Below are 21,623 nucleotides of genomic sequence, written 5' to 3' on the forward strand. Positions count from 1 at the left end.
TGACTCAGCTCGCATGGCAACCCTGACCTGCGGATCAGCCCGCACGCCTGTGCGCTTTGGGACGAGAACGTTTCTCTATGTACATACGCTCGTCGGCCGACTGCAGGACCGCGTCCGCCGTCATCCCGCAGTGCGCCCACCCGATACCGAAGCTGGCGCCGACCCGCATGACCCGGCCGTCGACCCTGATGGGCTGGATGATCTCGTTGCGCAGCCGCACCGCGAGGTCCTGCGCGTCGGCCCGCCCGAGCCCGTCGGCGAGCACCACGAACTCGTCGCCGCCGAGCCTCGCGACGGTGTCCCCGTCGCGCACGGCGCTGCCGAGCCTGCGGGCCACCTCGATCAGCACGGCGTCCCCGGCGTTGTGCCCGAAACGGTCGTTGATCGACTTGAAGCCGTCGAGGTCGCAGAAGAGGACCGCGAGGCCCTTCGTCCCGTCGTCCCGCTCCCCCTCGGGTGCGACGGCGTGCACATGGTGGTCGTAGGCGTCGAAGGCGTCGGGGACCGGCTTGTAGTCGAAGCCGTGCCCGTTCGCGTCGTACACACCGCTCGCCTTGCGAGCGGCCACCACCTGCCCGTACGCCGCGTCGATCGTGTCGACCACGCCGGGTTCCGTCGCCGCGGGGCGCGCGCACAGGCGGGCGGAGAGCCGGGAGCGCAGCTCCGCGGAGTTGGGCAGCCCGGTGAGCGAGTCGTGCGAGGCGCGGTGGGCGAGCTGCAGCTCGCGGCGCTTGCGCTCCTCGATGTCCTCGACGTGGGTGAGCAGGAAGCGCGGCCCGTCGGTGGCGTCCGCGACGACGCTGTTGCGCAGCGACACCCACACGTACGTGCCGTCGCGGCGGCAGAGTCTCAGCTCGGCCCGTCCGCCCTCGGCGGAGGTCCTGAGCAGGGTGCCGATGTCCTCGGGGTGGACGAGGTCGGAGAAGGAGTAGCGGCGCATCGAGGAGGCGGGGCGGCCGAGGAGCCGGCACAGCGCGTCGTTCGTCCGCAGGATCCGGCCGTGCTCGTCGCCTCCCATCTCGGCGATGGCCATGCCGGACGGGGCGTACTCGAAGGCCTGCCGGAAGCTCTCCTCGCTGGCGCGCAGCGCCTGTTGCTCCCGCTCGAGGCGGACGAGCGCGCGCTGCATGTTGCCCCTGAGCCGGGCGTTGCTGATCGCGATGGCGGCCTGGAAGGCGTACATCTGGAGGGCTTCGCGGCCCCACGCGCCGGGCCGGCGGCCGTTGCGCGGACGGTCCACGGACAGGACGCCGATCAGCTCGCCGCAGGAGCCCCCCGGGACGCCTGGGGTGTACATGGGCGCGAAGAGGCGGTCGGCAGGATGCCACTCGTCCTCGAAGCGCGGTGCGGGGCCGTCGGTGTACCACTGCGGGACGTCGTCCTCGTCGAGGACCCAGCCCTCCGTGTGCGGTATGAAGCGCAGGTCGCCCCACGCCTCCCCCATGCTCAGCCGGCGGTCCCAGGAGGCACGGGATCCGGTGCGGCCGGTGATGAGCGCCTCGGCGGCGGAGTTCCCCGCGAGGGCGGCGACCACCAGGTCGCCGTCGGCACGGACGAGGTTGACGCAGGCCAGTTCGTAGCCGAGGCCGGTGACGACTCCGTCGGCGACGGTCTGCAGCGTGTCGGCCAGACTGCGGGCCGTGTTCATGTCCGCCATGACCTGGTGCAACTGCCGCAGGGTGGCAAGACGGACGTACGGCTCCGACTCGGTCTCCATCCGACCTCCCCTCGAGACCTCGGCAGCAACTCCAGGGTTCTCTCCGGCCTACTCCCCTGCCATCTTCCCGCCACTGAATCACAGCGCGCTGCTCACTCGGTACACAGGGTCAACAAAATATGGCACCTGTGACTCAAGTCACAGGCGAAGATGAACAATTGAGTAGAGTTTCTGTGTTTTCGCCGTGCGTTTACTGAACGTAAATTTGTGGAACATGTGCGCGCGCCTGATGAGAGGCGTGAGTCACGCTCCCTCTCGAGTCCTAGGACCCGGTTGGGACGTTGGTCGGATGCGACGAACGCCGGCCGGAGAATAGCGTCTCCCCGTGCTGAACACTTTCTCTGCCGCTCCTTCCGTCCCGTCCGTGCATGCTGATGGGGTGAGCAACGACGAGTTCCGCGCCGCCATGTCCCGGCTGGCCGCGGGTGTGGTCCTGGTGACCGCCCACGAGGCGCAGTCCGACCCGGACGGTCCGAGCGGCGAGGACGTGGGCATGACGGCGACATCCTTCATGTCCGTGTCCCTGGATCCGCCCCTGGTCCTCATCGGGCTGCGTGAGGGCTCCCGCATGGACGACCTGCTCGACGAACAGCCCCTGTGGGCGGTTTCGTTCCTCGCCGAGAACCAGGGTTCGATCGCGGGCCGCTTCGCCATGAAGAACCGCATCTCCGACCGCCTCCTCTTCGCGGACGTGCCGTACGTCCGCGGGGAGGTGTCCGGGGCGCCACTGCTGACCGGCGCTCTGGCGACCCTGGAATGCCGTACCGAGCAGCGGGTGCCCGCGGGCGATCACACGCTGGTCGTCGGCCGGGTGCTGACGTCCTCACTGCCGGGCGCGGACAGCGGACCTCTCACGTATTTCCGGGGCCGCTACCGGCAGTTGGGCTAGCACCGCGGCCCGACGGACCCGGAGACCCGACGGCGGGCAGGCAGCTTTTCTTCCGGCTTTTCTTCAGCACCAGGAATTCATTCCGGCCTGCGGGAACCGGACGAAAGCGAAAGCGCCACCCTTCAAGACGCCCCTTCGAGACGGCCCTTCAAGACGGCCCATCCCGGACGGCCCTCAAGGCCACCCCTCAGGACCGCTCTCCAGGACCCGCCCCTCATCCCCAGTCGCGCCCGGAACGGCCGCGCTTCGTGTCGCCCCGCTGCTTCTTCTCGCGCAGCCGGCGCTCGTTGATCCCCCGGGGGATGCGGGTGGCCCGGCGGGGCCTCGGCGGCGGTGCGCTGGCCTCGGCGAGCAGGGAGGCGAGCCGGACGGCCGCCGTCTCACGGTTCCGCCACTGCGACCGGTGCTCGGAGGCGCGCACGGCGACGACCCCGTCGACCAACCGGTCGGCGAGCCGGGCGAGCGCCCGCTCCTTCCACACCGGCGGCAGCGACTCCGTCTTCGCGAGGTCGAAGCGCAGCTCGACCTGCGAGTCGGTCGTGTTGACGTGCTGCCCGCCCGGCCCGGAGGAACGCGAGAAACGCCACATGAGCTCGGCCTCGGGAAGCGAGACGGAGCCACGGATGACGTAGGGACCGGACATGCCCCCATGGTCCCCTGTCCGTCCGGCCCACGTCACCCACTTTTCGTACCGGTCCCCGCGCGGACCCCGGCCCGCGTACTCGCACGACCTCGCACGACCCGTACGCCGACCGTCTGCGAACCCCGCTCCCGGGCCCGGGTAAAGAAAGTAAAGAGGAGCGGAACCCTGGGGACCCCCATCGGCGTTCTTAGGGTTGGCGGTAGCTTCGTCCCGTACGAAGCCCGACGCGCAGCACCGCACGACCTGTACGTACGTCAAACGAGGGAAGGACTCCCAACAATGGCTGTAAGCCTGTCCAAGGGTGGCAACGTCTCGCTCACCAAGGAGGCTCCGGGCCTGACCGCCGTCACCGTGGGCCTCGGCTGGGACGTCCGCAGCACCACGGGAACCGACTTCGACCTGGACGCCTCGGCCATCGCGGTCAACCCCGAGGGCAAGGTCTACTCGGACGCCCACTTCGTCTTCTTCAACAACAAGCAGACCCCGGACCAGACGATCGTCCACACGGGCGACAACCGGACGGGTGAGGGCGCCGGCGACGACGAGGCGATCAACGTCAACCTCGCGGGCCTCCCCGCCGACGTCGACAAGATCGTCTTCCCGGTCTCGATCTACGACGCGGAGACCCGCTCGCAGAACTTCGGCCAGGTCCGCAACGCGTACATCCGCATCGTGAACCAGGACGGCGGCACCGAGATCGCACGCTACGACCTCTCGGAGGACGCGGCCACCGAGACGGCCATGGTCTTCGGCGAGCTGTACCGCAACGGCGCCGAGTGGAAGTTCCGCGCGGTCGGCCAGGGCTACGCGTCCGGCCTGACGGGCATCGCCCAGGACTTCGGCGTCAACGTCTGAGTCCGACCCGCACGACGATCGAGGGGCCCCGGCCCGGCTGCGGCCGGACCGGGGCCCCTCGTCCGTTCCCGACCCGTCCCGGATCACCCGGACGGCTACCCTGCCCCGCGTGATCCTCGAACCGCTCGCCCTCACTCCCGACCACGACCTGCCGGGCCCGCTCCTCACGGAACTCACCGCCCTCTACGCCTCGAACCACGCCTTCTACGCCCTGAGCGGTGACTTCCCGGACCCGTACGACATCCGGCCCGAGCAGGTGGCGAGGGCGCTGGCGGACGAGCTGGCGAATCCGGACGTGGAGATCCTCCAGGCCCGGAGCGCCGGACGGCTCGTCGCCGTCGCGATCACACTCGCGCACCACCCCGACCCGGCGGACCCGGACCCCTGGATCGGCCTGCTGCTGGTGGACGCGGCGGAGCAGGGCAAGGGGTACGGACGGCAGCTGGCGGCGCACGTCGAGGACCGGTTCCGAGAGGCGGGCCGGGACGCCCTGCGGCTGGCCGCCCTGGACAACAACCCCGCGGCCCTCACCTTCTGGACGACCATCGGGTACGAGACGATCGGACACCGCAGGGACCGCCAGCTGAACCGCCCGTGCGCGGTGTTGCGCAAAATCCTGCGGTAGCGCCGGAACAGCTTCAGAGGGAGCCCGGCCGACCATCCCCGTAGAGCCAGTCGTCCCAGACACCCGAGAGATCCTGGTCCGGCGCCTTCTTCTCCACGTAGGCGGTGAAGTCGTCCGTGTCGGCGTTGCCGTGACGGTGCCGGGCGGCCCAGCCCCGGAGGATGGCGCGGAAGGTCCTGTCGCCGACCGTCTGACGAATCCGGTGCAGGACCATGGCGCCCCGCTCGTACACGGGGCTGTCGGAGATGTGCGCGGCGCTCGGCGGCCTGGCGGGCGGGAAGGCCCAGACGGCGTCGCTGTCCGCCTTCTTGTCGTAGTGGTCGCCCGCGTAGAGGGCGTCGAAGACGTCCTGGGCGGTGTCGCCCCCGTGCTCCTCCTCCCAGAGCCACTCGGCGTAGGTCGCGAAGCCCTCGTTGAGCCACATGTCGCGCCACGACTCGGGGGTGACGGAGTTCCCGTACCACTGGTGGGCCAGCTCGTGGACGAGGAGGCCGATGCCGGGGGCGCCGGGGAACACGGGCCGGTTCTGCGTCTCCAGGGCGTATCCCGCGTCGCCCTCCCGCTCCACGATCGCCCCGGTCGAGGAGAAGGGGTACGGACCGAAGGTGCGCTCGGCCCACTCCACGATCTCGGGAATCCGGTCGAGCACGTCACGGCTCGCCGCCACCTGCGCCGGATCCACGGCGATGTGAACGGGCAGCCCGTCAGCGGTCGTCGAACGGCGCGTCTCGAAGTCACCGATGGCGACCGTGGCCACGTACGACGCCATCGGCTCGCCGACGTGCCAGTCGAAGACGGCCCGCCCGCCCTTCGTCTCCTCTCTCCGCAACTCCCCGTTCGAGACGGCCTGCAGACCTTCGGGCACGGCGATCGTGATGTCGTACGCGGCCTTGTCGCTCGGGTGGTGGTTCCCGGGAAACCACGTCATGGACCCGGTGGGTTCACCGAGGGCCAGGGCCCCGTCTCGGGTGGGCAGCCAGCCCTCCTGTGAGCCGTCCGGATCGGTGATCGTCTCCGGAGACCCGGAGTACCGGACCACCGTGGTGAAGACGGCCCCCTTGTCCAGATCGTCACGCGGGCGGACGACGAGCTCATGACCACCGCTGCGGTTGAACCGGGCGGCCTTCCCCGCCACCTCCACGGACTCGACCTCCATGCCCTTGAGATCGAGGTCGAACGCACTGAGGTCCTGCAGTGCCCGCGCCTCGATCGCGACCTCACCCGTGAGCCGACGTGTCCTCGGGTCGTAGTCGAGGGTGAGCCCGTAGTGCGTGACGTCGTACCCGCCGTTGCCCGACCGGGGAAAGTACGGATCCCGTACCCCGGGAGCCCCCGCAGTGCCCCGCACGCCTCCGTCACAGGCGACGAGGACACACACCAGCAGGGGAACAAAGAAGACGGATCGGGCCATGCCGACGATCGTAGAGCGGCGTGACACCATCACCCACGTGCTCGACATCGGCTACGCCCTTTCCTACCGCTTCCCGGACCCCCCGCAGACCGACTACCGCCGCGCGGACGTCCACACGCTCCGCCACGACCTGTTCTGCGGGGACGTCTACCTCGCCGACACCAAGGCGGACCGGGAGCTGTCCACAGCCTGGGGATGGGTGCCGGTGCTCGACTTCGCGTGGGCCCTGTGCGACATCGTCGAGCAACTCGACCAGGACCCCATGGGCAGCCGGGCCGCCCGCCCCCAGCGCGCCGAACTGGACTTCACCGAGTCCACCGACCGCATGCTCTTCGAGCGCCGCTTCGGCTGGGTCGACATCGAGTCCGACTGGATGCCCGGCGACGAGCCCCCGCTCACCTTCTCCCACTCCGAACTGCGCCGCGAGGCCCGCGACTTCCTCCACGACCTCCTGGCGGACCTGACGGACCTCCACGAGGCGCTCCGGGAGAACCCAGCAATCTGGACCCTGGAAGCCCGCTACCCCAGACTCCCCTGACCCCTGGGACTCCGCCCACCCCCACCCCCCCCCAGTACCGGCCGGAACGGCGTCCCCCTCAACCGCCGGACGGGCTGATAGGACGCACCCGAGCCCGAAGATCCGGCCCGAGGCCCAGCCGCTCTCCGCCCGTGAGGGCCATCGCCGACCGGGCTCGGAGAGGCCACGGTGGTCGTCACCGGCCGGGTTTGGAGAACCCATGCTGGGCTCGTCGCCGGACAGGCTGAGGGGACGCACCCGAGCCCGAAGATCCAGCCCGAGGCCAGCCGCTCTCCGCCCGTGAGGGCCATCCCACGGGAGCGGGCCGTACCGGTGTGTCGCAGTCCGCCGCGTAGGGCTCCTCCAGGAAACCTCACCCTCAAACCCACAGCAGGACACCCAGTTGCGGCGGACTCGACACGCCGGTACGGCCCCGACCCCCCTCCCAGCCGGCGCGAACGTCAGACGGCGGAGCGGACAGCAGGGTCACACGTCCACCCCCACCACCCGAACCCCCACCTCGGCAGCGAACACCGCCGCCAGATCCAACAACTGAGCCGGACTGATCACAGCCCCCGCCAACCGGTCCACCCCCCGCGCGAACTCCACCGCCGCCGCCCGCCGCAGATCCACATCCGTCAGCGACACCCCACTGAAGTCCGCCCCCTTCAGCACACAGTCCACGAACTCCACCCGCTCCAGCCGAGCGCCCCCGAAGTCGGGCTCGACCAGCACGCACCCCTCGAACACCACGTCCCTGATCCGGGCCTCCCGCAGATTCAGGTAGTCGATCTTCCCCCCGCGAAAGACCACCCGCTCCAGCACGGCACCGTGCATCTGCACCCCGCCCAGCCGCGCGTCGACCACCTCCACGTCCCGGAAGGTCACCGAGCCGAGGTCCGTACCCACCCCCCGCAGCCCGGTGAGCACGGAGTCCAGCACACGGGCATGCCGCAGCCGCGTCTCGTCCACCGCGCACCCCGTCAGCACGCAGTCCATGAACCGCGCACCCCCACCGTCCTGCCCCACGAAGTCCAACTCGTCGAACCGCAGCCCGTCGTAGTCCCCGTCGGGCTCCAGCTCACCGCCCTCGTACGGCACGAGCGGCGGCAGCCGCATCTCAGGCCGCCGCGCCCCCTTCACCCCCGCGCCGGCCCCCGCGCCCGTCCTCGCCCCGGTCCTCGCCGCTCTGCTCGCCATGCCCCCATCCTGCACCCCACCACCGACAGTGCCCCCGACCTGCGAAGAATCCCCCGATGTCACATCCCGGGCCGCACGACGAGTCATAAGAGGAGTCGCGCAGAACACTGCCGCCCCGATACCGACACCCGAACAGAACAGCCGTACAGAACAGCCGTACAGAACACCCCGCAGCAGAGGGAGACCCAGCCATGCACCGCATCACCGTCGTCGGCGGCGGCTTCGCCGGCCTCACCGCCGCCATCACCGCCGCGGAGGCGGGCGCCCAGGTCACCGTGTACGAAGCCCACCACACCCTCGGCGGCCGCGCCCGCACCACCGAGGGCCCGTACAGAACGAACGAGGGCCCGCACGCGCTGTACAAGGGCGGCACTCACTGGACCTGGCTGAAGCAGCGCGATCTGATCGGCGAGCTGGCCCCGCTCCCGCCCCTGGAAGCCGCCCGCCTGCGCCTCCGCCACAAGGGCACCCTCCGCCGTACTCCGCCCTTCCCGATGCTCAAGCTCCTGCGCCGAACAGCCGAACAGGCCCCGGTGGACCAGGATTTCAGGACCTGGGCCACGAACGTCGCAGGCCCCGAAGGCGCGATCGCCGCGGCCCACTACTCCGCGGTCGCCCTCTTCCACCACGATCCGGGCGCCCTCTCCGCGGCCTTCGTGCAGGAACGCCTGCGCCGCGCCACGAAAATCCCTCCGGAGGCGCACTACCCGCGCGGCGGCTGGGCGAGCGTCATCGACCGCATGGCGGCCAGGGCCTGGAATCTCGGCGTGCGTGTCGAAACGCTCGCCCGCGTCGACGCGCTCCCCACCGACCACGGCCCCGTCATCGTGGCCACTTCCCTGGACGCGGCCCGCGCCCTCCTCAAGGACGGCTCGCTGACGTGGCCGAGCGGTCGCACGGCCCTGCTCGACCTGGCCGTCCGCACTCGCCGGGGCGACGCGTTCGCCGTCTCCGACCTGGACGCGCCGGGCTGGATCGAGCGGTTCACGGCCCAGGACCGCACCCTCGCCCCGGCCGGCGAACAGCTGCTCCAGGGCCAGATCCCGATCGCACCCCACGAGTCCCGTGCGGCAGGCATCGCCCGCGCCGAGGAACTGCTCGACCTCGCCTTCCCCGACTGGCGCGACCGCGTGACGTACCGCCGCGAGGCCCTCGCGAACGGCCGCACGGGCGCGGTCGACCTCCCCGGCACGAGCTGGCGCGACCGCCCGGCCATCGACCGCGGCGACGACGTCTACCTCGCGGGCGACCAGGTGGCAGCCCCGGGCGTGCTGTCCGAGGTGTCCTTCAACAGCGCCTTGGAAGCGGTGTCCCTGGCGTTCGGGATCCGCAGCCGGGCAGGCCTTGACCTCAAGCATGCCTGAGGTTGAACGCTTGGGCACGAGCCACACCACCCAGCGGCACGACACCCAGGGGACCCCATGCACGCCATCCGCCTCCACGCCTTCGGCCCCGCCGAGAACCTCACGTACGAGCGGGCCGACGCCCCCGAGCCCGCCCCCGGCCAGGTCCGTGTCGCGGTCGCCGCGGCCGGTGTGCACCTCCTCGACACCGCGCTCCGGACGGGCGTCCAGGGCCCTCTGCCGGAGCTGCCCGCCCTGCCCACCGTCCCGGGCCGCGAGGTCGCCGGCACCGTCGAGTCGCTCGGTGAGGGCGTCGCGGACCTGTGGCTGGGCAAGCGCGTCGTGGCGCATCTCGGCTTCAGCCCCGGCGGGTACGCCGAGCTCGCGGTCACGGACGTCGACCGTCTGCACGAGATACCCGCGAACCTGGACTTCGCCCAGGCCGTCGCGATGATCGGCACGGGCCGTACGACGATGGGGATCCTCCAGTTCGCCGACCTCACCGCCGACTCCGTGGCAGTGGTCCCCGCGGCGGCGGGCGGCATCGGCACCCTCCTCGTGCAGTACGCCAAGCACGCGGGCGCCACCGTGATCGGCCTCGCGGGCGGCCCGGAGAAGGTCGCCCATGTCGAGAAGAACGGTGCCGACCTGGCCGTCGACTACAAGGACCCGAACTGGCCGGACCGGGTCAGGAGCTTCCTCGGCGACCGCCCGGCCACCATCGTCCTCGACGGCGTGGGCGGCGACACGGCCCGTGAGGCGGTCGCCCTGCTCGCGGACCCGGGCGGCAAACACCTCGTCTTCGGCTGGTCCGGCGCGGGCCTGCTCGACGGCAGCCCGTATCTCGTCGAGGGCGTGTCACAGTCGGTGCTCGGCCCCCCCATGATGCGGAAGGCAGGCGGCCCCAGCCCGATCCGCACCCTGGAACTGCGTGCCCTCACCGAGGCCGCCGAGGGCCGCCTGGTCCCCGCCGTCCAGCGCTTCCCCCTCGCGGAAGCGGCCGCGGCACACCGCGCACTGGAGACGAGGGCGACCATCGGAAAAGTAGTCCTGGAACCGTGACCCCTCACACCTCCCGGCACACCACTTCGCGCCCCACACCCCCCACCCCACGCACCGCACGGCCCCGCACCGGCTGACGGGCCCTCGCGGCGTCCGGGTCAGCTCCCCGACCCCAGCTCCGCCAACGCCCCGTCCGTCAGCCGGTACACCGTCCACTGGTCCTGCGGCCGCGCGCCCATCGCCTCGTAGAAGTCGATCGACGGCTTGTTCCAGTTGAGGACCGTCCACTCCAGCCGTTCGTAGCCCCGCTCCACGCAGATCCGCGCCAGCTCCCCGAGCAGCGCCTTCCCGTGACCGCCGCCCCGCGCCTGAGGCCGTACGTACAGGTCCTCCAGGTAGATGCCGTGCACCCCGCGCCACGTGGAGAAGTTCAGGAACCACAGCGCAAACCCGACCGGCTCGCCCTCCGCGGACTCCGCGATGTGCGCGAAGGCGGCCGGCCGCTCCCCGAAGAGCGCCTCCCGCAACTGCTCCTCGGTGGCCCTCGCCTCGTCCACCACCTTCTCGTACTCGGCCAGTTCACGGATCATGGAGTGGATCACGGGCACATCAGCGGGCGTCGCCGTACGAATCATGCGGGCAGGCTACGACAGCCCGTGACCGGGGCCGGAAGGGCTCAACGCCCCAGCAGCAGCCGGGCGACGGCGACCTGCTCCTCGTCCGGCGCCCCGCCCTCCTCGACGTTCCACAGCGAGTTCTGCAGCACCCGCCCCAGCGTCCAGGCACGCGCCCGGTCCCGGTCCACGCCCAGCGTCTCCGTCATGAGGTCGAAGCGGCGCGTCACCCGGCCCTCGTCGAACCGGTTCCAGAGCGCGGGCAGCAGTTCGAAGCAGGGGTCCCCGGCGAGCGGCTTCGGGTCGATGACGAGCCAGGGTTCACGCTCGGCCGCGAGGACGTTCTCGAAGTGCAGGTCCCAGTGCAGCAGCCGGTCCCCGGGCTCGTCCGCGACCTCGCGCACGGCCGCCGCGCAGTCCGCCAGCAGCCGCCGGTCGCCCTCCGCCGCAAGGGAGTTCAGCACCGGCGGCAACCGGTCGAACATGCCCGCCACGACTCCGTCGAGCCGCCGCAGGCCCGCGGGCGCCGGTACGGCCGAGATCCGCGCCAGCAGTTCCGCGAGAACCGCCGTCGCCTCCATCACGTCCGGCACGGAGGCCAACGGCCGGTCCTCGTCGAGCCGTTCCAGCAACAGCGTGCCGGTCTCCGCGTCCTCGTCCAGCAGCCGTACGACCCCGTCTCCGCCCCAGGTCCGCAGCGCGAGCCCCTCACCGGCCGTCTCCTCGTCGACGTCCTGCAGTTTCAGCGCGGCCGGCGTCCCGTCCCCGCACACCACGGGCAGCACGACCGAGACCCGCCCGCTCATCGGCGCCCCCTGCTGCCGCAGTCCCCACCGCTCCAGAAACAGTCCGCCCCGCTCCAGCAGTCGTCCGTACCCGGCCATCGACTCCACCCTCACGCCCACCTTCACGAGAACCACGAAATCCGAAGGAGACACCCGCCACCTCGAGAAGCTAACGTCCCGCGCATGAGCAGCACGGAGAACGCGGAGCACGCGGACAGCGCGGCCGGTACGGACCAGGCGTCCCACGCGCCCCACGCGCCCCGCACCGTCGTCAACGGTGGCATATCGTTCTGGTACGCGCAGGACGGCCTCCCCGCCCCCCGCGAGCCGCTCGCGGGTGACGCGAGCGCCGACGTCGTGATCGTCGGCGGCGGCTACACCGGCCTGTGGACGGCCTACTACCTGAAGAAGGCCGCCCCCTTCCTGCGCATCACCGTCCTGGAGCAGAAGTTCTGCGGCTACGGCGCCTCCGGGCGCAACGGCGGCTGGCTCTACAACGGCATCGCGGGCCGAGACAGCTACGCGCGCCTGCACGGCCACGAGGCCGCCGTACGCCTCCAGGAGGCCATGAACGCCACGGTCGACGAGGTGGTCAGGGTCGCCGGCGAGGAAGGCATCGACGCCGACATCCACCAGGGCGGCGTCCTCGAAGTCGCGTACACCCCGGCGCAGCTCGCCCGCCTGAAGGCCTTCCACGAGACGGAACTCTCGTACGGCGAGAAGGACCGCGAGCTGTACGGCGCCCGCGAGACCGCCGACCGCATCCGGGTCGCGGACGCCGTCGGCTCGACCTGGACCCCGCACGGCGCCCGCCTGCACCCGGTCAAGCTCCTCAAGGGCCTCGCGGCGGCCGTCGAGGAACTCGGCGTCACGATCCACGAGTCGACCCCCGTCACCGAGATCAGACCCAAGCACGCCGTCACCCCGTACGGCACGGTCCGCGCCCCCTACGTCCTGCGCTGTACGGAGGGCTTCACGGCCTCCCTCAAGGGCCACAAGCGCACCTGGCTCCCCATGAACTCCTCGATGATCGCCACCGAGCCCCTGACCCCCGCCCAGTGGGAGTCCGTCGGCTGGGAGGGCCGCGAGACCCTCGGCGACATGGCGCACGCCTACATGTACGCCCAGCGCACCGCCGACGACCGCATCGCGCTCGGCGGCCGCGGAGTCCCGTACCGCTTCGGCTCCCGCACGGACAACGACGGCCGTACCCGGGCCTCGACGGTCGAGGCACTGCGCGAACTGCTCGTCCGCTTCTTCCCCCAGCTCACGGACGTCGCCGTGGCCCACGCCTGGTCGGGCGTCCTCGGCGTACCGCGCGACTGGTGCGCCACGGTCACCCTCGACCGCTCCACCGGCCTCGGCTGGGCCGGCGGCTACGTGGGCTCCGGCGTCGCGACGGCCAACCTCGCCGCCCGCACCCTGCGGGACCTGGTCCAGCGCGACTCCGGCCAGTCGGGCGCGACCGACCTCACCACCCTCCCCTGGGTCGAACACAAGGTCCGTAAGTGGGAACCCGAGCCTTTCCGCTGGCTCGGGGTACACGGCATGTACGCGACGTATCGAGCCGCCGACCGCCGCGAAGTCACCACCCGTGCCGCACAGTCGTCCCGGATCGCGCGCATCGCCGACCGGGTCGCGGGCCGCTGAGAGACAGGGGAACCCCATGAGCACCGCAGTCATGGACACCGTCCGCTACTCGTCCGACGGTCAGCTCCTCGACATCCACCGCGCCGCCGCCCCGGACGCCCCGACGGTCCTGCTCTGGCACGGCCGCGGCCCCGCCGAACGGGACGTCCTCGGCGCGCTGGCCGCGGAGGTCGCCCGCCTCGGCGCCACCGTCATAGTCCCCGACTGGCACCCGGACGCCCCCGACGGCGGCCGCCCCCAGCTCGCCGCGTCCCTCCGCTTCACCTGGGACTTCGTACGGGACCCGGCCGAGGTCGTCCTCGTCGGCTGGTCCCTGGGCGGCCGGGCCGCGATGGCCACGGCCCTGCGCCCGGACCCGCCGGAGGGCTGGCGCCCGGCCGCCGTGGTCGGCATCGCCGCCCGCTACAACCAGCCCGAGCCGCTGCTCGGCCTGCCCTCCCCCATGGACGTCTGCGCCTCCGCCCCGCCGCTGCCCATCCACCTGGTGCACGGCACGCAGGACACGGTGTGCGACTTCGCCAACGCGGGCGAGTTCCAGCGCGTCCTGGCCGAGTGCGGCCGCCCGGCACCCCTCACGGAGCTCACCACGGACCACCCGGGCGCGGTGATGGCCGAGTACTCCCCCGAGTGGGGCCGCTGCCGCCCCGCCCACTCCGGATCGGCCCACCGCGAGGGCCTGCGCACGGCCCGGGTCATCGCCCAAGCAGCGGGCGTACCCAGGCAAAAGGCCCAGGCCACGAAGTGACCTGGGCCTTTCGGCACTGCATCCGGAGCCCCCTGTCGGATTCGAACCGACGACCTACGCATTACAAGTGCGTTGCTCTGGCCAGCTGAGCTAAGGAGGCCTGCACGCGGGCGTGCTCTGCGCGTACCCGCGGGCACGCCCGAGCAGTGTACCCACGTCACAGAGGGGCTCCGTCGAAAATTTCCTCGAACTTCATCGCCCTCGGAGTACTGACAGAACGTGTGAACGCGGGGTAGCGTCCTGACCCAGTTCGCTCATGTGGACTACACCACTACGGACCGTTCCGTAGCGGTCACACCACCTTTACAACGGATCGTCCGGCACGTTCCTGCCGGTGAAGGGGGCCCAGCACCGTGGCCACTGTCTCGTTCAACAAGGCGACCCGCATCTACCCGGGTGGCGACAAGCCCGCCGTCGACCAGCTCGAGCTCGACGTCGCGGACGGCGAGTTCCTCGTCCTCGTCGGTCCCTCCGGCTGTGGAAAGTCCACCTCCCTGCGCATGCTCGCGGGTCTCGAGGACGTCAACGCCGGCTCGATCCACATCGGTGACCGCGACGTCACGCACCTGCCGCCGAAGGACCGGGACATCGCCATGGTGTTCCAGAACTACGCGCTGTACCCGCACATGACGGTCGCGGACAACATGGGCTTCGCCCTCAAGATCGCCGGCATCAACAAGGCCGAGATCCGCCAGAAGGTCGAGGACGCGGCGAAGATCCTCGACCTCACGGACTACCTGGCCCGCAAGCCGAAGGCCCTCTCCGGCGGTCAGCGCCAGCGTGTCGCCATGGGTCGCGCCATCGTGCGTGAGCCCCAGGTGTTCCTCATGGACGAGCCGCTGTCGAACCTCGACGCCAAGCTCCGCGTCTCGACCCGTACGCAGATCGCGTCGCTGCAGCGCCGCCTCGGCATCACCACGGTGTACGTCACCCACGACCAGGTCGAGGCCATGACCATGGGCGACCGTGTCGCGGTCCTCAAGGACGGTCTGCTCCAGCAGGTCGACTCGCCGCGCAACATGTACGACCGCCCGGCGAACCTCTTCGTGGCCGGCTTCATCGGCTCCCCGGCGATGAACCTCGTCGAGGTCCCGATCACCGACGGCGGCGTGAAGTTCGGCAACAGCGTGGTGCCCGTCAACCGCGAGGCCCTCAAGGCCGCCTCCGACAAGGGTGACCGTACGGTCACGGTCGGCGTCCGTCCCGAGCACTTCGACATCGTCGAGCAGGGCGGCACCGCCGCGTCGACCCTGTCGAAGGAGACCGCGGACGCTCCGGCCGGCCTCGCCGTCACCGTGAACGTCGTCGAGGAACTCGGCGCCGACGGCTACGTCTACGGCAGCGCCAAGCTCGACGACAACATCCAGGACCTGGTCGTCCGCGTCAGCGGCCGCGCGGTCCCGGAGAAGGGCGCCACCCTGCACGTCGTGCCGCGCGCGGGCGAGACCCACGTGTTCTCGACCTCCACCGGTGAGCGCCTCACCGACTGATCGCGCAACTCCCCCGACCGGCCGGGCGGATCCCGGATAATTCACCCGAGTTGACGAAGAAGGCCCCGCAGAGAGTTGCGGGGCCTTCTTCGTTGTCGACAAATACCCCGGCAGACCGGTCATTTCGACACCTGTCCGTCAACGTCAAACTCGAAAACGAGGATTCCCCCGTCCCCCGAACTGATTACTAAATGTCGCCAAATCATCACCCCGCGCTACCCTCACTCGCGTGAAGCACTCCACTAACCACTCGACGCGACACGGCCGCGGCCCCGCCGACCGACCGACACGGCACGGGCGCGGCCCGGCCCGCCGGATCGGCCGTACTCTCGCCCTCGTTCTGCCCGTCGTCCTGGTGCTCTCCGGGACGCTCGCGGTCACCCGAGTCAACTGGTCGGGGAACGACTCCTCCACGTCGGCGCTCGCGGCGTCGGCCGCGGACGTCTCCCAGCGCGCCCCGTCCCGCACTCCGCAGGACGTGCTGCGCGACCAGCTCCTGATCGAACTCCAGGAGAAGAACCCGGGCGTGGCCCTCACCCACCTCCAGGAGGCCGTGAACGACCGACCTTCCCTCGGCAAGCACTGCGCGTCCATCGCCCGTGCCCTGGGCCGCGCCGCGGTCCGCGCGTACGGTCCGACCCGCGCCCAGTCGTTCGCCCGCCCGGTCTGCGACACGTCCTTCGCCACGGGCGTGGCAGCCCAGCACACCTGAGGCGGACAGCGGCCCCGTCGGCGGGGGCTGTGCCCCGTCAGGGGTGCAGCCCCGAAGGGGCGCGGGTACCTGCGCGCCCAGCCCCCACCGTCCCGCGGACGCCCGCCCGCGCAGCCCGCAGCCACCCATCCGCGAAACCCGCGGGGCGCCACGTAAAGTTCGGGCATGACCGATCCGAACGCCGCGTCGCGCCCCGTTCAAGCCGTCGTCCTGGCCGGCGGCCAGGGCTCCCGGCTGCGTCCCTACACCGACGACCGTCCCAAGCCGATGGTCGAGATCCCCGGCACCGGGACCCCGATCATCGGCCACCAGCTGGCCTGGCTCGCCGAGGAGGGCGTCACCGACGTCGTCGTCTCGTGCGGTCACCTCGCCGAAGTGCTCCAGCAGTGGCTGGAGTCGGCGGACCTGCCCGTCTCCGTGACCACCGTGGTCGAGTCGGAGCCCCTGGGCCGTGGTGGCGGCCTCAAGTTCGCCGCCAAGCACCTGCCCCACCCCGACCGCCCCTGGTACGCGACGAACGGTGACATCTGGACCCGTTTCTCGCTGCGCGAGATGGCGGACTTCCACACCGAGCGCGACGCGGTGGCCACCCTCGCGCTGGCCCGCCCCCGCATCCCGTGGGGCGCCGTCGAGACCGACGACTTCGGTCACATCACGGACTTCATCGAGTCCCCGCCGACCGCGTACGGCATCAACGCGGGCGTGTACGTCTTCTCCCCCGAGTTCGCCGACCTGCTTCCCGCCCTCGGTGACCACGAGCGTTCCACGTTCCCGCGCCTGGCCCGCGAGCGCCGCCTGGCCGGCTACCCGATCCCGCAGGGCGCGTACTGGCGCGCCATCGACACCGCCAAGGACCTCACGGAGGCGGCCAAGGAGCTGGCGGCACTGGGACGCTGAGGCCCACCCGCCTCCGCCCGTAGACCTGTCCCACACGCCGATGGGGCCCCGCACCTGAGTGGTGCGGGGCCCCATCGGCGTCGTACGGGTTCCTCAGCCGAGCAGACCGCCCACGAGCCCGGAGCCGCCGCCGGAGCCTCCGGAGCCGCCGCTGCCGCCCGAGCCGCCTCCGGAGCCGCTGCCGCCGCCCGAGCCGGTACCGCCCGTGGTGCCGCCCGAGGAGGACGGTCCCGCGCTGGTGCTGGGCGCCTGCGGCGGGGCCGACTGCTGCGGCGGGGCCTGACCGGAGCCCTGCGTCTGGCTGGGCTGACCGGCACCGGCGCCGGCCGTCTCGCGGGCCGCGGCGCCGGGGGTGGTCGCGGCGGCGCCCGAGGGGCTTGCCGACGCCGCGCCCCGGGTGGGCGAGTTGGACGCCGACGGGCTCTGCCTGTCGCGGCGCTGGCCGGGCTCCTCCGGGAGCGGGGAGCCGGGCAGTTCGTTGCGCGGAGCCTCACCCGGGCCGGGGACGACCACGCGGTCGGCGTCACGGACGGCGCCACCGAGCAGCGAACCGATGAGCAGGGTGAGCCCGACGACGATCGCCGCGACGAGCGCGCCGCGCCGCAGTACGCGGCGGCGCAGCTCCCAGATCTCGGCGCGCGGCCCGAGCGTGCGCCAGGCCTCGCCCGCGAGACGGCCGTCGATGGAGTAGACGGGGGCGCCCGCGATGATCAGCGGCGACCAGGCCGCCAGGTAGATGATGTCGGGCGCGTCGTAGGCGGGGACGGACTTCCAGCTGACGGTGAGCAGCAGCGCCGCCGACAGCAGGGCGCCGACGACCGCCGCCACCCGCTGCCACAGGCCGAGGACGGTGAGAACGCCGACGATCACCTGGAAGAAGGCGATGAGGAGTCCGGCGCCGACGGGGTGCTGCAGGGCGAACTCGCGCAGGGGCTCGGCGAGTTCCCACGGGTGCAGCGAGTTGAGCCACTTGACCATGGAGCCGCGCTTGCCGCCGTCGAAGTAGACGGGGTCGCAGAGCTTGCCCATGCCTGCGTAGATGGAGATGAAGCCGAGGAAGACGCGGAGCGGGAGCAGGACGACGCCGAGGTTCATCCGGCGGCCGGGGTAGTACCCGTGCCGGACGGGGGCCGCGCCGTGCCGCTTGAGCTCCGAGCCGTCGTCCCGGTACTCGTCGTCGTAGGAGTCGTCGCCGAACTCGCCCTGGGCGTACGGGGATTCGTCGAGCTCCTCGTACGCGCTGCCCGCACTGCGCATCTGCTGCGGCAGGAGGCGGGTCTCGGGGCCGCGGACGGCGGGGGTCTCGACGGTGGCGTCGACGTCGAACCCGGCGGGGCCGCCGCCGTCGACACGCGGAATGACCTGGGTCGAACCGCCTTCGCCCGCCGGTTCCTCGGCGCCGTGCCCCAGACTCGTACTCCGTACGGCCTGCAACAGCCGGGTGGCGCCGGTGTCGTCGGGGGCGGACTTCCCGCTCCAGACGACGGGCGCGCGGCGGCGGGTGCCTGCGGCGGTTCCGACGGCGGGGATGCGTGCTGTGTCGTCGCCCTGGCCCAAGTGCCGCGCGGCACGCGGGGACTGGGCCCGCGGCGCGGTGTTGAGCTGCACGCGGAAGCTCGCATGATTGACGATGACCTGCGCCGGATCGCTCGGCACCTTCACCATGCTCAGCGCGGGAGCGTCGTCGAATCCCAACGAGCGGTCCCCCGTGGGTGTGCGGGGTGTTCTGGTGTCCACACTCATCTAACCGAGTGACGTGTGTTTAGGACACTGCTTTGACCGGGCCGATCTGTCCGGACCGCGTCAAGATCAACCAGCCCGTCCGGATCGCCCCGCGGGGACGGTGTTTCGCACCGCCCCCGGTCCGGCGAAACGCTGTCAGACCCGGCGCCGCGAGGCCTCGTACAGCACAACTCCCGCGGCCACACCGGCGTTCAGCGACTCGGTGCCGCCCGGCATCGGGATGCGCACCCGGAAGTCGCAGGTCTCACCCACGAGTCGAGACAGGCCCTTGCCCTCGCTGCCGACGACGATGACGACGGGACCGCTGAGCGCCTCCAGGTCGCCGACCTCGGCCTCGCCGTCCGCGGCGAGACCGACCACGACGAGACCGGCCTTCTTGTAGGACTCGAGAGCCCGGGTCAGGTTGGCGGCACGGGCCACGGGCGTACGGGCCGCCGCGCCGGCGGAGGTCTTCCAGGCACCGGCGGTCATGCCGGCCGCGCGGCGCTCGGGCACGACCACGCCGTGGCCGCCGAAGGCGGAGACGGACCGGACGACGGCTCCGAGGTTGCGCGGGTCCGTCACACCGTCGAGCGCGACGATCAGCGGGTCCCTGCCCTCGTCGTACGCGGCGGCGGCGAGGTCCTGGGGGTGCGCGTACTCGTAGGGCGGGACCTGGAGGACGAGTCCCTGGTGGTTGAGCCCGTTGGTCATGCGGTCGAGCTCGGGGCGGGGGGCCTCCATGAGGTGGATGCCGCCGCGGTCCGCGGCGAGCTGGAGCGCCTCGCGCACCCGCTCGTCGTTGTCGATGAACTGCTGGACGTACAGCATCGTCGCGGGCACGCCCTCGCGCAGCGCCTCGACGACGGAGTTGCGCCCGACGACCATCTCGGACGTGCCCTTGCCGCCCCGGCCGCCGCGCGGCGAGGGACGACGCACGGTCTGCTTCGCGTTGGCCCTGGCGTTGGCGTTGGCGATGCGGTTCTTCTTGTGCCCCTTGCGCGCCTCGGCGGGCGGGGTCGGGCCCTTGCCTTCCAGGCCCCGGCGTCGCTGGCCGCCACTGCCGACCTGCGCGCCCTTCTTGCCGGACATGCGGCGGTTGTTAGCGGCCATGACCTACCTGTCTGTGCGCGGACGTACGCGTGTACGCCTCTGGTGTACGTGTCTGTGAAATGCCGTGCGTCTACGAGTGTGCCGCCCGGAGACCCGGACGGCACAATCGATCAAGGAAACGCTCAGCGCGGGCCGAGGGTCCAGCGCGGGCCCTGGGGGCCGTCCTCGATGACGAGACCGGACTGGTTGAGCTGGTCGCGGATGGCGTCGGCGGTGGCCCAGTCCTTGCGGGTCCGGGCGGACTCGCGCTGCTGGAGCATCAGCCGTACGAGCGTGTCGACGACCCCGTGCAGGTCCTCGCCGCGGTCGCTCTCGCCCGCCCAGTGCGGGTCGAGCGGGTCGAGACCGAGGACGGCGAGCATCGCCCTGACCTCGGCGAGCCGGGCGACGGCCGCTTCCTTGTCGTCGGCGGCCAGGGCGCTGTTGCCCTGGCGGACCGTGGTGTGGACGATCGCGAGCGCCTGCGGGACGCCCAGGTCGTCGTCCATCGCCTCGGCGAACGCCGGCGGCACCTCGGCCGCGGGCTCGACGGCGCCCCCGGCCTTCTCCACCACGCGCTGCACGAAGCCCTCGATCCGCGCGAACGCCGACTCGGCCTCGCGCAGCGCCTCTTCGCTGTACTCGATGGTGGAGCGGTAGTGCGGGGTGCCGAGGTAGTAGCGCAGCACGATGGGCCGCCACGCCTTGACCATCTCGCTCACCAGCACGGAGTTGCCGAGCGACTTCGACATCTTCTCGCCGCTCATGGTGACCCACGAGTTGTGCACCCAGTAGTGCGCGAACTCGTCGCCGAAGCCCTTGGCCTGGGCGATCTCGTTCTCGTGGTGCGGGAAGATCAGGTCGATGCCGCCGCCGTGGATGTCGAAGGCAGCGCCCAGGTACTTGTGCGCCATGGCGCTGCACTCCAGGTGCCAGCCGGGCCGGCCGCGCCCCCAGGGCGTCTCCCAGGAGGGCTCGCCGGGCTTGACCGTCTTCCACATGGCGAAGTCCCGCGGATCCCGCTTGCCGGTCTCGCCGTCCTCCGCGGGCTGGCGCAGCTCGTCCAGGTCCTGGTTGGAGAGGGAGAGGTAGCCGGGCAGGGACCGCACGTCGAAGTAGACGTTCCCGTCGGCCTCGTACGCGTGACCGCGCTCGATGAGCGTGCGCATCATCTCGACCATCTCGGTCACATGACCGGTGGCCCGCGGCTCGTACGTCGGCGGGAGGCAGCCCAGTGCCGCGTAGCCGTCGTTGAACGCGCGCTCGTTCTCGTAGCCGATCGACCACCACGGCCTGTTCTGCTCCGCGGACTTCCTGATGATCTTGTCGTCGATGTCCGTCACGTTCCGGACGAACGTGACGTCGTAGCCGCGGTGCTCGAACCAGCGGCGCATGATGTCGAAGTTCAGCCCGGACCGGATGTGCCCGATGTGCGGGGCCGCCTGCACCGTGGCGCCGCACAGGTAGATCGAGACACAACCCGGCGTGATCGGGGTGAAATCGCGAATCTGCCGGGCGCTGGTGTCGTACAGCCGAATAGTCACCCCACCAGGGTAGTGGGCGGTGGGCAGTGCCCCGCGACCCTTCCGGCACATGGGGCACGATTCGTGACATCTGCGTCCCGCGGTCGCCGCGCCCATGGGATTCCGCCCCGGATTCCGGCCCCTGCGGCGTGCGAGGGGCGGGGATCGCGGGGCGGAGCCCCGAGCAGCAA

Annotated in this window: 19 protein-coding genes, 1 tRNA gene and 1 pseudogene; 11 read left to right on the plus strand and 10 right to left on the minus strand. The window is 71.3% G+C overall.

The window, feature by feature from the left end; all coding sequences use genetic code 11:
• Positions 1 to 34: 34 nt before the first annotated feature.
• Positions 35 to 1,717, minus strand: coding sequence for a diguanylate cyclase CdgB (gene cdgB, locus O1Q96_RS42310; RefSeq protein ID WP_269253148.1), 1,683 nt, complete (start codon positions 1,715 to 1,717; stop codon positions 35 to 37).
• Positions 1,718 to 2,042: 325 nt separating this feature from the next.
• Between cdgB and O1Q96_RS42315 the strand changes: the two genes are divergently transcribed.
• Positions 2,043 to 2,606, plus strand: coding sequence for a flavin reductase family protein (locus O1Q96_RS42315; RefSeq protein ID WP_269253149.1), 564 nt, complete (start codon positions 2,043 to 2,045; stop codon positions 2,604 to 2,606).
• A 214-nt stretch (positions 2,607 to 2,820) separates the two neighbouring features.
• On the opposite strand, the gene arfB is transcribed toward O1Q96_RS42315, so the two are convergent.
• Positions 2,821 to 3,249, minus strand: coding sequence for an alternative ribosome rescue aminoacyl-tRNA hydrolase ArfB (gene arfB / locus O1Q96_RS42320; protein ID WP_217454041.1), 429 nt, complete (start codon positions 3,247 to 3,249; stop codon positions 2,821 to 2,823).
• A gap of 279 nt (positions 3,250 to 3,528) precedes the next feature.
• On the opposite strand from arfB, the gene O1Q96_RS42325 reads away from it, so the two are divergent.
• Together O1Q96_RS42325 and O1Q96_RS42330 are read left to right on the plus strand one after the other, a co-directional pair.
• Complete coding sequence (locus O1Q96_RS42325) at positions 3,529 to 4,104, plus strand: TerD family protein (protein WP_269253150.1); 576 nt, start codon at positions 3,529 to 3,531, stop codon at positions 4,102 to 4,104.
• 109 nt (positions 4,105 to 4,213) lie between these two features.
• Entirely contained in the window at positions 4,214 to 4,729 is a 516-nt protein-coding gene (locus O1Q96_RS42330) for a GNAT family N-acetyltransferase (protein ID WP_269253151.1), read from the plus strand.
• A gap of 13 nt (positions 4,730 to 4,742) precedes the next feature.
• Here O1Q96_RS42330 and O1Q96_RS42335 read toward each other — a convergent pair whose 3' ends face one another.
• The gene (locus O1Q96_RS42335; RefSeq protein WP_269253152.1) at positions 4,743 to 6,140 is read right to left on the minus strand and encodes a M1 family metallopeptidase; all 1,398 of its coding nucleotides are present in this window, start codon (positions 6,138 to 6,140) and stop codon (positions 4,743 to 4,745) included.
• A 37-nt stretch (positions 6,141 to 6,177) separates the two neighbouring features.
• Between O1Q96_RS42335 and O1Q96_RS42340 the strand changes: the two genes are divergently transcribed.
• Positions 6,178 to 6,678, plus strand: coding sequence for a hypothetical protein (locus O1Q96_RS42340; protein WP_217454126.1), 501 nt, complete (start codon positions 6,178 to 6,180; stop codon positions 6,676 to 6,678).
• Between the two features lie 465 nt (positions 6,679 to 7,143).
• Here the strand turns inward: O1Q96_RS42340 and O1Q96_RS42345 are convergent, their stop codons facing one another.
• Complete coding sequence (locus O1Q96_RS42345; protein ID WP_269253153.1) at positions 7,144 to 7,857, minus strand: pentapeptide repeat-containing protein; 714 nt, start codon at positions 7,855 to 7,857, stop codon at positions 7,144 to 7,146.
• Between the two features lie 191 nt (positions 7,858 to 8,048).
• On the opposite strand from O1Q96_RS42345, the gene O1Q96_RS42350 reads away from it, so the two are divergent.
• Positions 8,049 to 9,221, plus strand: a complete 1,173-nt coding sequence (locus tag O1Q96_RS42350) for an NAD(P)-binding protein (protein ID WP_269253154.1) — start codon at positions 8,049 to 8,051, stop codon at positions 9,219 to 9,221.
• A 57-nt stretch (positions 9,222 to 9,278) separates the two neighbouring features.
• Entirely contained in the window at positions 9,279 to 10,262 is a 984-nt protein-coding gene (locus tag O1Q96_RS42355) for a zinc-binding dehydrogenase (RefSeq protein WP_269253155.1), read from the plus strand.
• A 98-nt stretch (positions 10,263 to 10,360) separates the two neighbouring features.
• On the opposite strand, the gene O1Q96_RS42360 is transcribed toward O1Q96_RS42355, so the two are convergent.
• Both O1Q96_RS42360 and O1Q96_RS42365 read right to left on the minus strand, forming a co-directional pair.
• Positions 10,361 to 10,837: a GNAT family N-acetyltransferase gene (locus tag O1Q96_RS42360; RefSeq protein WP_269253156.1), complete on the minus strand. Its 477-nt coding sequence runs from the start codon at positions 10,835 to 10,837 to the stop codon at positions 10,361 to 10,363.
• Between the two features lie 41 nt (positions 10,838 to 10,878).
• Positions 10,879 to 11,761 (minus strand): annotated as a pseudogene (locus tag O1Q96_RS42365) (aminoglycoside phosphotransferase family protein).
• Positions 11,762 to 11,784: 23 nt separating this feature from the next.
• Here O1Q96_RS42365 and O1Q96_RS42370 point away from each other — a divergent pair.
• Both O1Q96_RS42370 and O1Q96_RS42375 read left to right on the plus strand, forming a co-directional pair.
• Positions 11,785 to 13,251 carry an NAD(P)/FAD-dependent oxidoreductase gene (locus tag O1Q96_RS42370; protein WP_269253157.1) on the plus strand — a complete coding sequence of 489 codons (1,467 nt, stop codon included), beginning with the start codon at positions 11,785 to 11,787 and terminating at the stop codon, positions 13,249 to 13,251.
• Positions 13,252 to 13,267: 16 nt separating this feature from the next.
• Positions 13,268 to 13,996, plus strand: a complete 729-nt coding sequence (locus tag O1Q96_RS42375) for an alpha/beta hydrolase (protein WP_269253158.1) — start codon at positions 13,268 to 13,270, stop codon at positions 13,994 to 13,996.
• A 26-nt stretch (positions 13,997 to 14,022) separates the two neighbouring features.
• Here the strand turns inward: O1Q96_RS42375 and O1Q96_RS42380 are convergent.
• Positions 14,023 to 14,096 (minus strand) — tRNA-Thr (locus O1Q96_RS42380).
• Positions 14,097 to 14,349: 253 nt separating this feature from the next.
• Between O1Q96_RS42380 and O1Q96_RS42385 the strand changes: the two genes are divergently transcribed.
• The 3 genes from O1Q96_RS42385 to O1Q96_RS42395 all read left to right on the plus strand — a co-directional run bounded on the left by O1Q96_RS42385 (position 14,350) and on the right by O1Q96_RS42395 (position 17,095).
• Positions 14,350 to 15,486: an ABC transporter ATP-binding protein gene (locus tag O1Q96_RS42385; RefSeq protein WP_269253159.1), complete on the plus strand. Its 1,137-nt coding sequence runs from the start codon at positions 14,350 to 14,352 to the stop codon at positions 15,484 to 15,486.
• A gap of 229 nt (positions 15,487 to 15,715) precedes the next feature.
• A complete protein-coding gene (locus tag O1Q96_RS42390; RefSeq protein WP_269253160.1) occupies positions 15,716 to 16,198 on the plus strand; it encodes a hypothetical protein in 483 nt (160 codons plus the stop codon).
• 165 nt (positions 16,199 to 16,363) lie between these two features.
• On the plus strand, positions 16,364 to 17,095 hold the full coding sequence (locus tag O1Q96_RS42395; protein ID WP_269253161.1) for a nucleotidyltransferase family protein: 732 nt from the start codon (positions 16,364 to 16,366) through the stop codon (positions 17,093 to 17,095).
• A gap of 93 nt (positions 17,096 to 17,188) precedes the next feature.
• Here O1Q96_RS42395 and O1Q96_RS42400 read toward each other — a convergent pair whose 3' ends face one another.
• The 3 genes from O1Q96_RS42400 to cysS all read right to left on the minus strand — a co-directional run bounded on the left by O1Q96_RS42400 (position 17,189) and on the right by cysS (position 21,453).
• Positions 17,189 to 18,838: a DoxX family protein gene (locus O1Q96_RS42400; RefSeq protein WP_269253162.1), complete on the minus strand. Its 1,650-nt coding sequence runs from the start codon at positions 18,836 to 18,838 to the stop codon at positions 17,189 to 17,191.
• A gap of 135 nt (positions 18,839 to 18,973) precedes the next feature.
• On the minus strand, positions 18,974 to 19,930 hold the full coding sequence (gene rlmB / locus O1Q96_RS42405) for a 23S rRNA (guanosine(2251)-2'-O)-methyltransferase RlmB (RefSeq protein ID WP_269253163.1): 957 nt from the start codon (positions 19,928 to 19,930) through the stop codon (positions 18,974 to 18,976).
• A gap of 122 nt (positions 19,931 to 20,052) precedes the next feature.
• A complete protein-coding gene (gene cysS / locus O1Q96_RS42410) occupies positions 20,053 to 21,453 on the minus strand; it encodes a cysteine--tRNA ligase (RefSeq protein ID WP_269253164.1) in 1,401 nt (466 codons plus the stop codon).
• Positions 21,454 to 21,623: the final 170 nt, after the last annotated feature.

The sequence above is a fragment of the Streptomyces aurantiacus genome, assembly GCF_027107535.1.
Lineage (GTDB): Bacteria > Actinomycetota > Actinomycetes > Streptomycetales > Streptomycetaceae > Streptomyces.

Coding starts and splice junctions, on each gene's coding strand:
- cdgB (WP_269253148.1), bottom strand. CDS start 1,717: ATGGAGACCGAGTCGGAGCCGTACGTCCGTCTTGCCACCCTGCGGCAG.
- arfB (WP_217454041.1), bottom strand. CDS start 3,249: ATGTCCGGTCCCTACGTCATCCGTGGCTCCGTCTCGCTTCCCGAGGCC.
- O1Q96_RS42325 (WP_269253150.1), top strand. CDS start 3,529: ATGGCTGTAAGCCTGTCCAAGGGTGGCAACGTCTCGCTCACCAAGGAG.
- O1Q96_RS42335 (WP_269253152.1), bottom strand. CDS start 6,140: ATGGCCCGATCCGTCTTCTTTGTTCCCCTGCTGGTGTGTGTCCTCGTC.
- O1Q96_RS42345 (WP_269253153.1), bottom strand. CDS start 7,857: ATGGCGAGCAGAGCGGCGAGGACCGGGGCGAGGACGGGCGCGGGGGCC.
- O1Q96_RS42350 (WP_269253154.1), top strand. CDS start 8,049: ATGCACCGCATCACCGTCGTCGGCGGCGGCTTCGCCGGCCTCACCGCC.
- O1Q96_RS42355 (WP_269253155.1), top strand. CDS start 9,279: ATGCACGCCATCCGCCTCCACGCCTTCGGCCCCGCCGAGAACCTCACG.
- O1Q96_RS42360 (WP_269253156.1), bottom strand. CDS start 10,837: ATGATTCGTACGGCGACGCCCGCTGATGTGCCCGTGATCCACTCCATG.
- O1Q96_RS42370 (WP_269253157.1), top strand. CDS start 11,785: ATGAGCAGCACGGAGAACGCGGAGCACGCGGACAGCGCGGCCGGTACG.
- O1Q96_RS42375 (WP_269253158.1), top strand. CDS start 13,268: ATGAGCACCGCAGTCATGGACACCGTCCGCTACTCGTCCGACGGTCAG.
- O1Q96_RS42395 (WP_269253161.1), top strand. CDS start 16,364: ATGACCGATCCGAACGCCGCGTCGCGCCCCGTTCAAGCCGTCGTCCTG.
- O1Q96_RS42400 (WP_269253162.1), bottom strand. CDS start 18,838: ATGAGTGTGGACACCAGAACACCCCGCACACCCACGGGGGACCGCTCG.
- rlmB (WP_269253163.1), bottom strand. CDS start 19,930: ATGGCCGCTAACAACCGCCGCATGTCCGGCAAGAAGGGCGCGCAGGTC.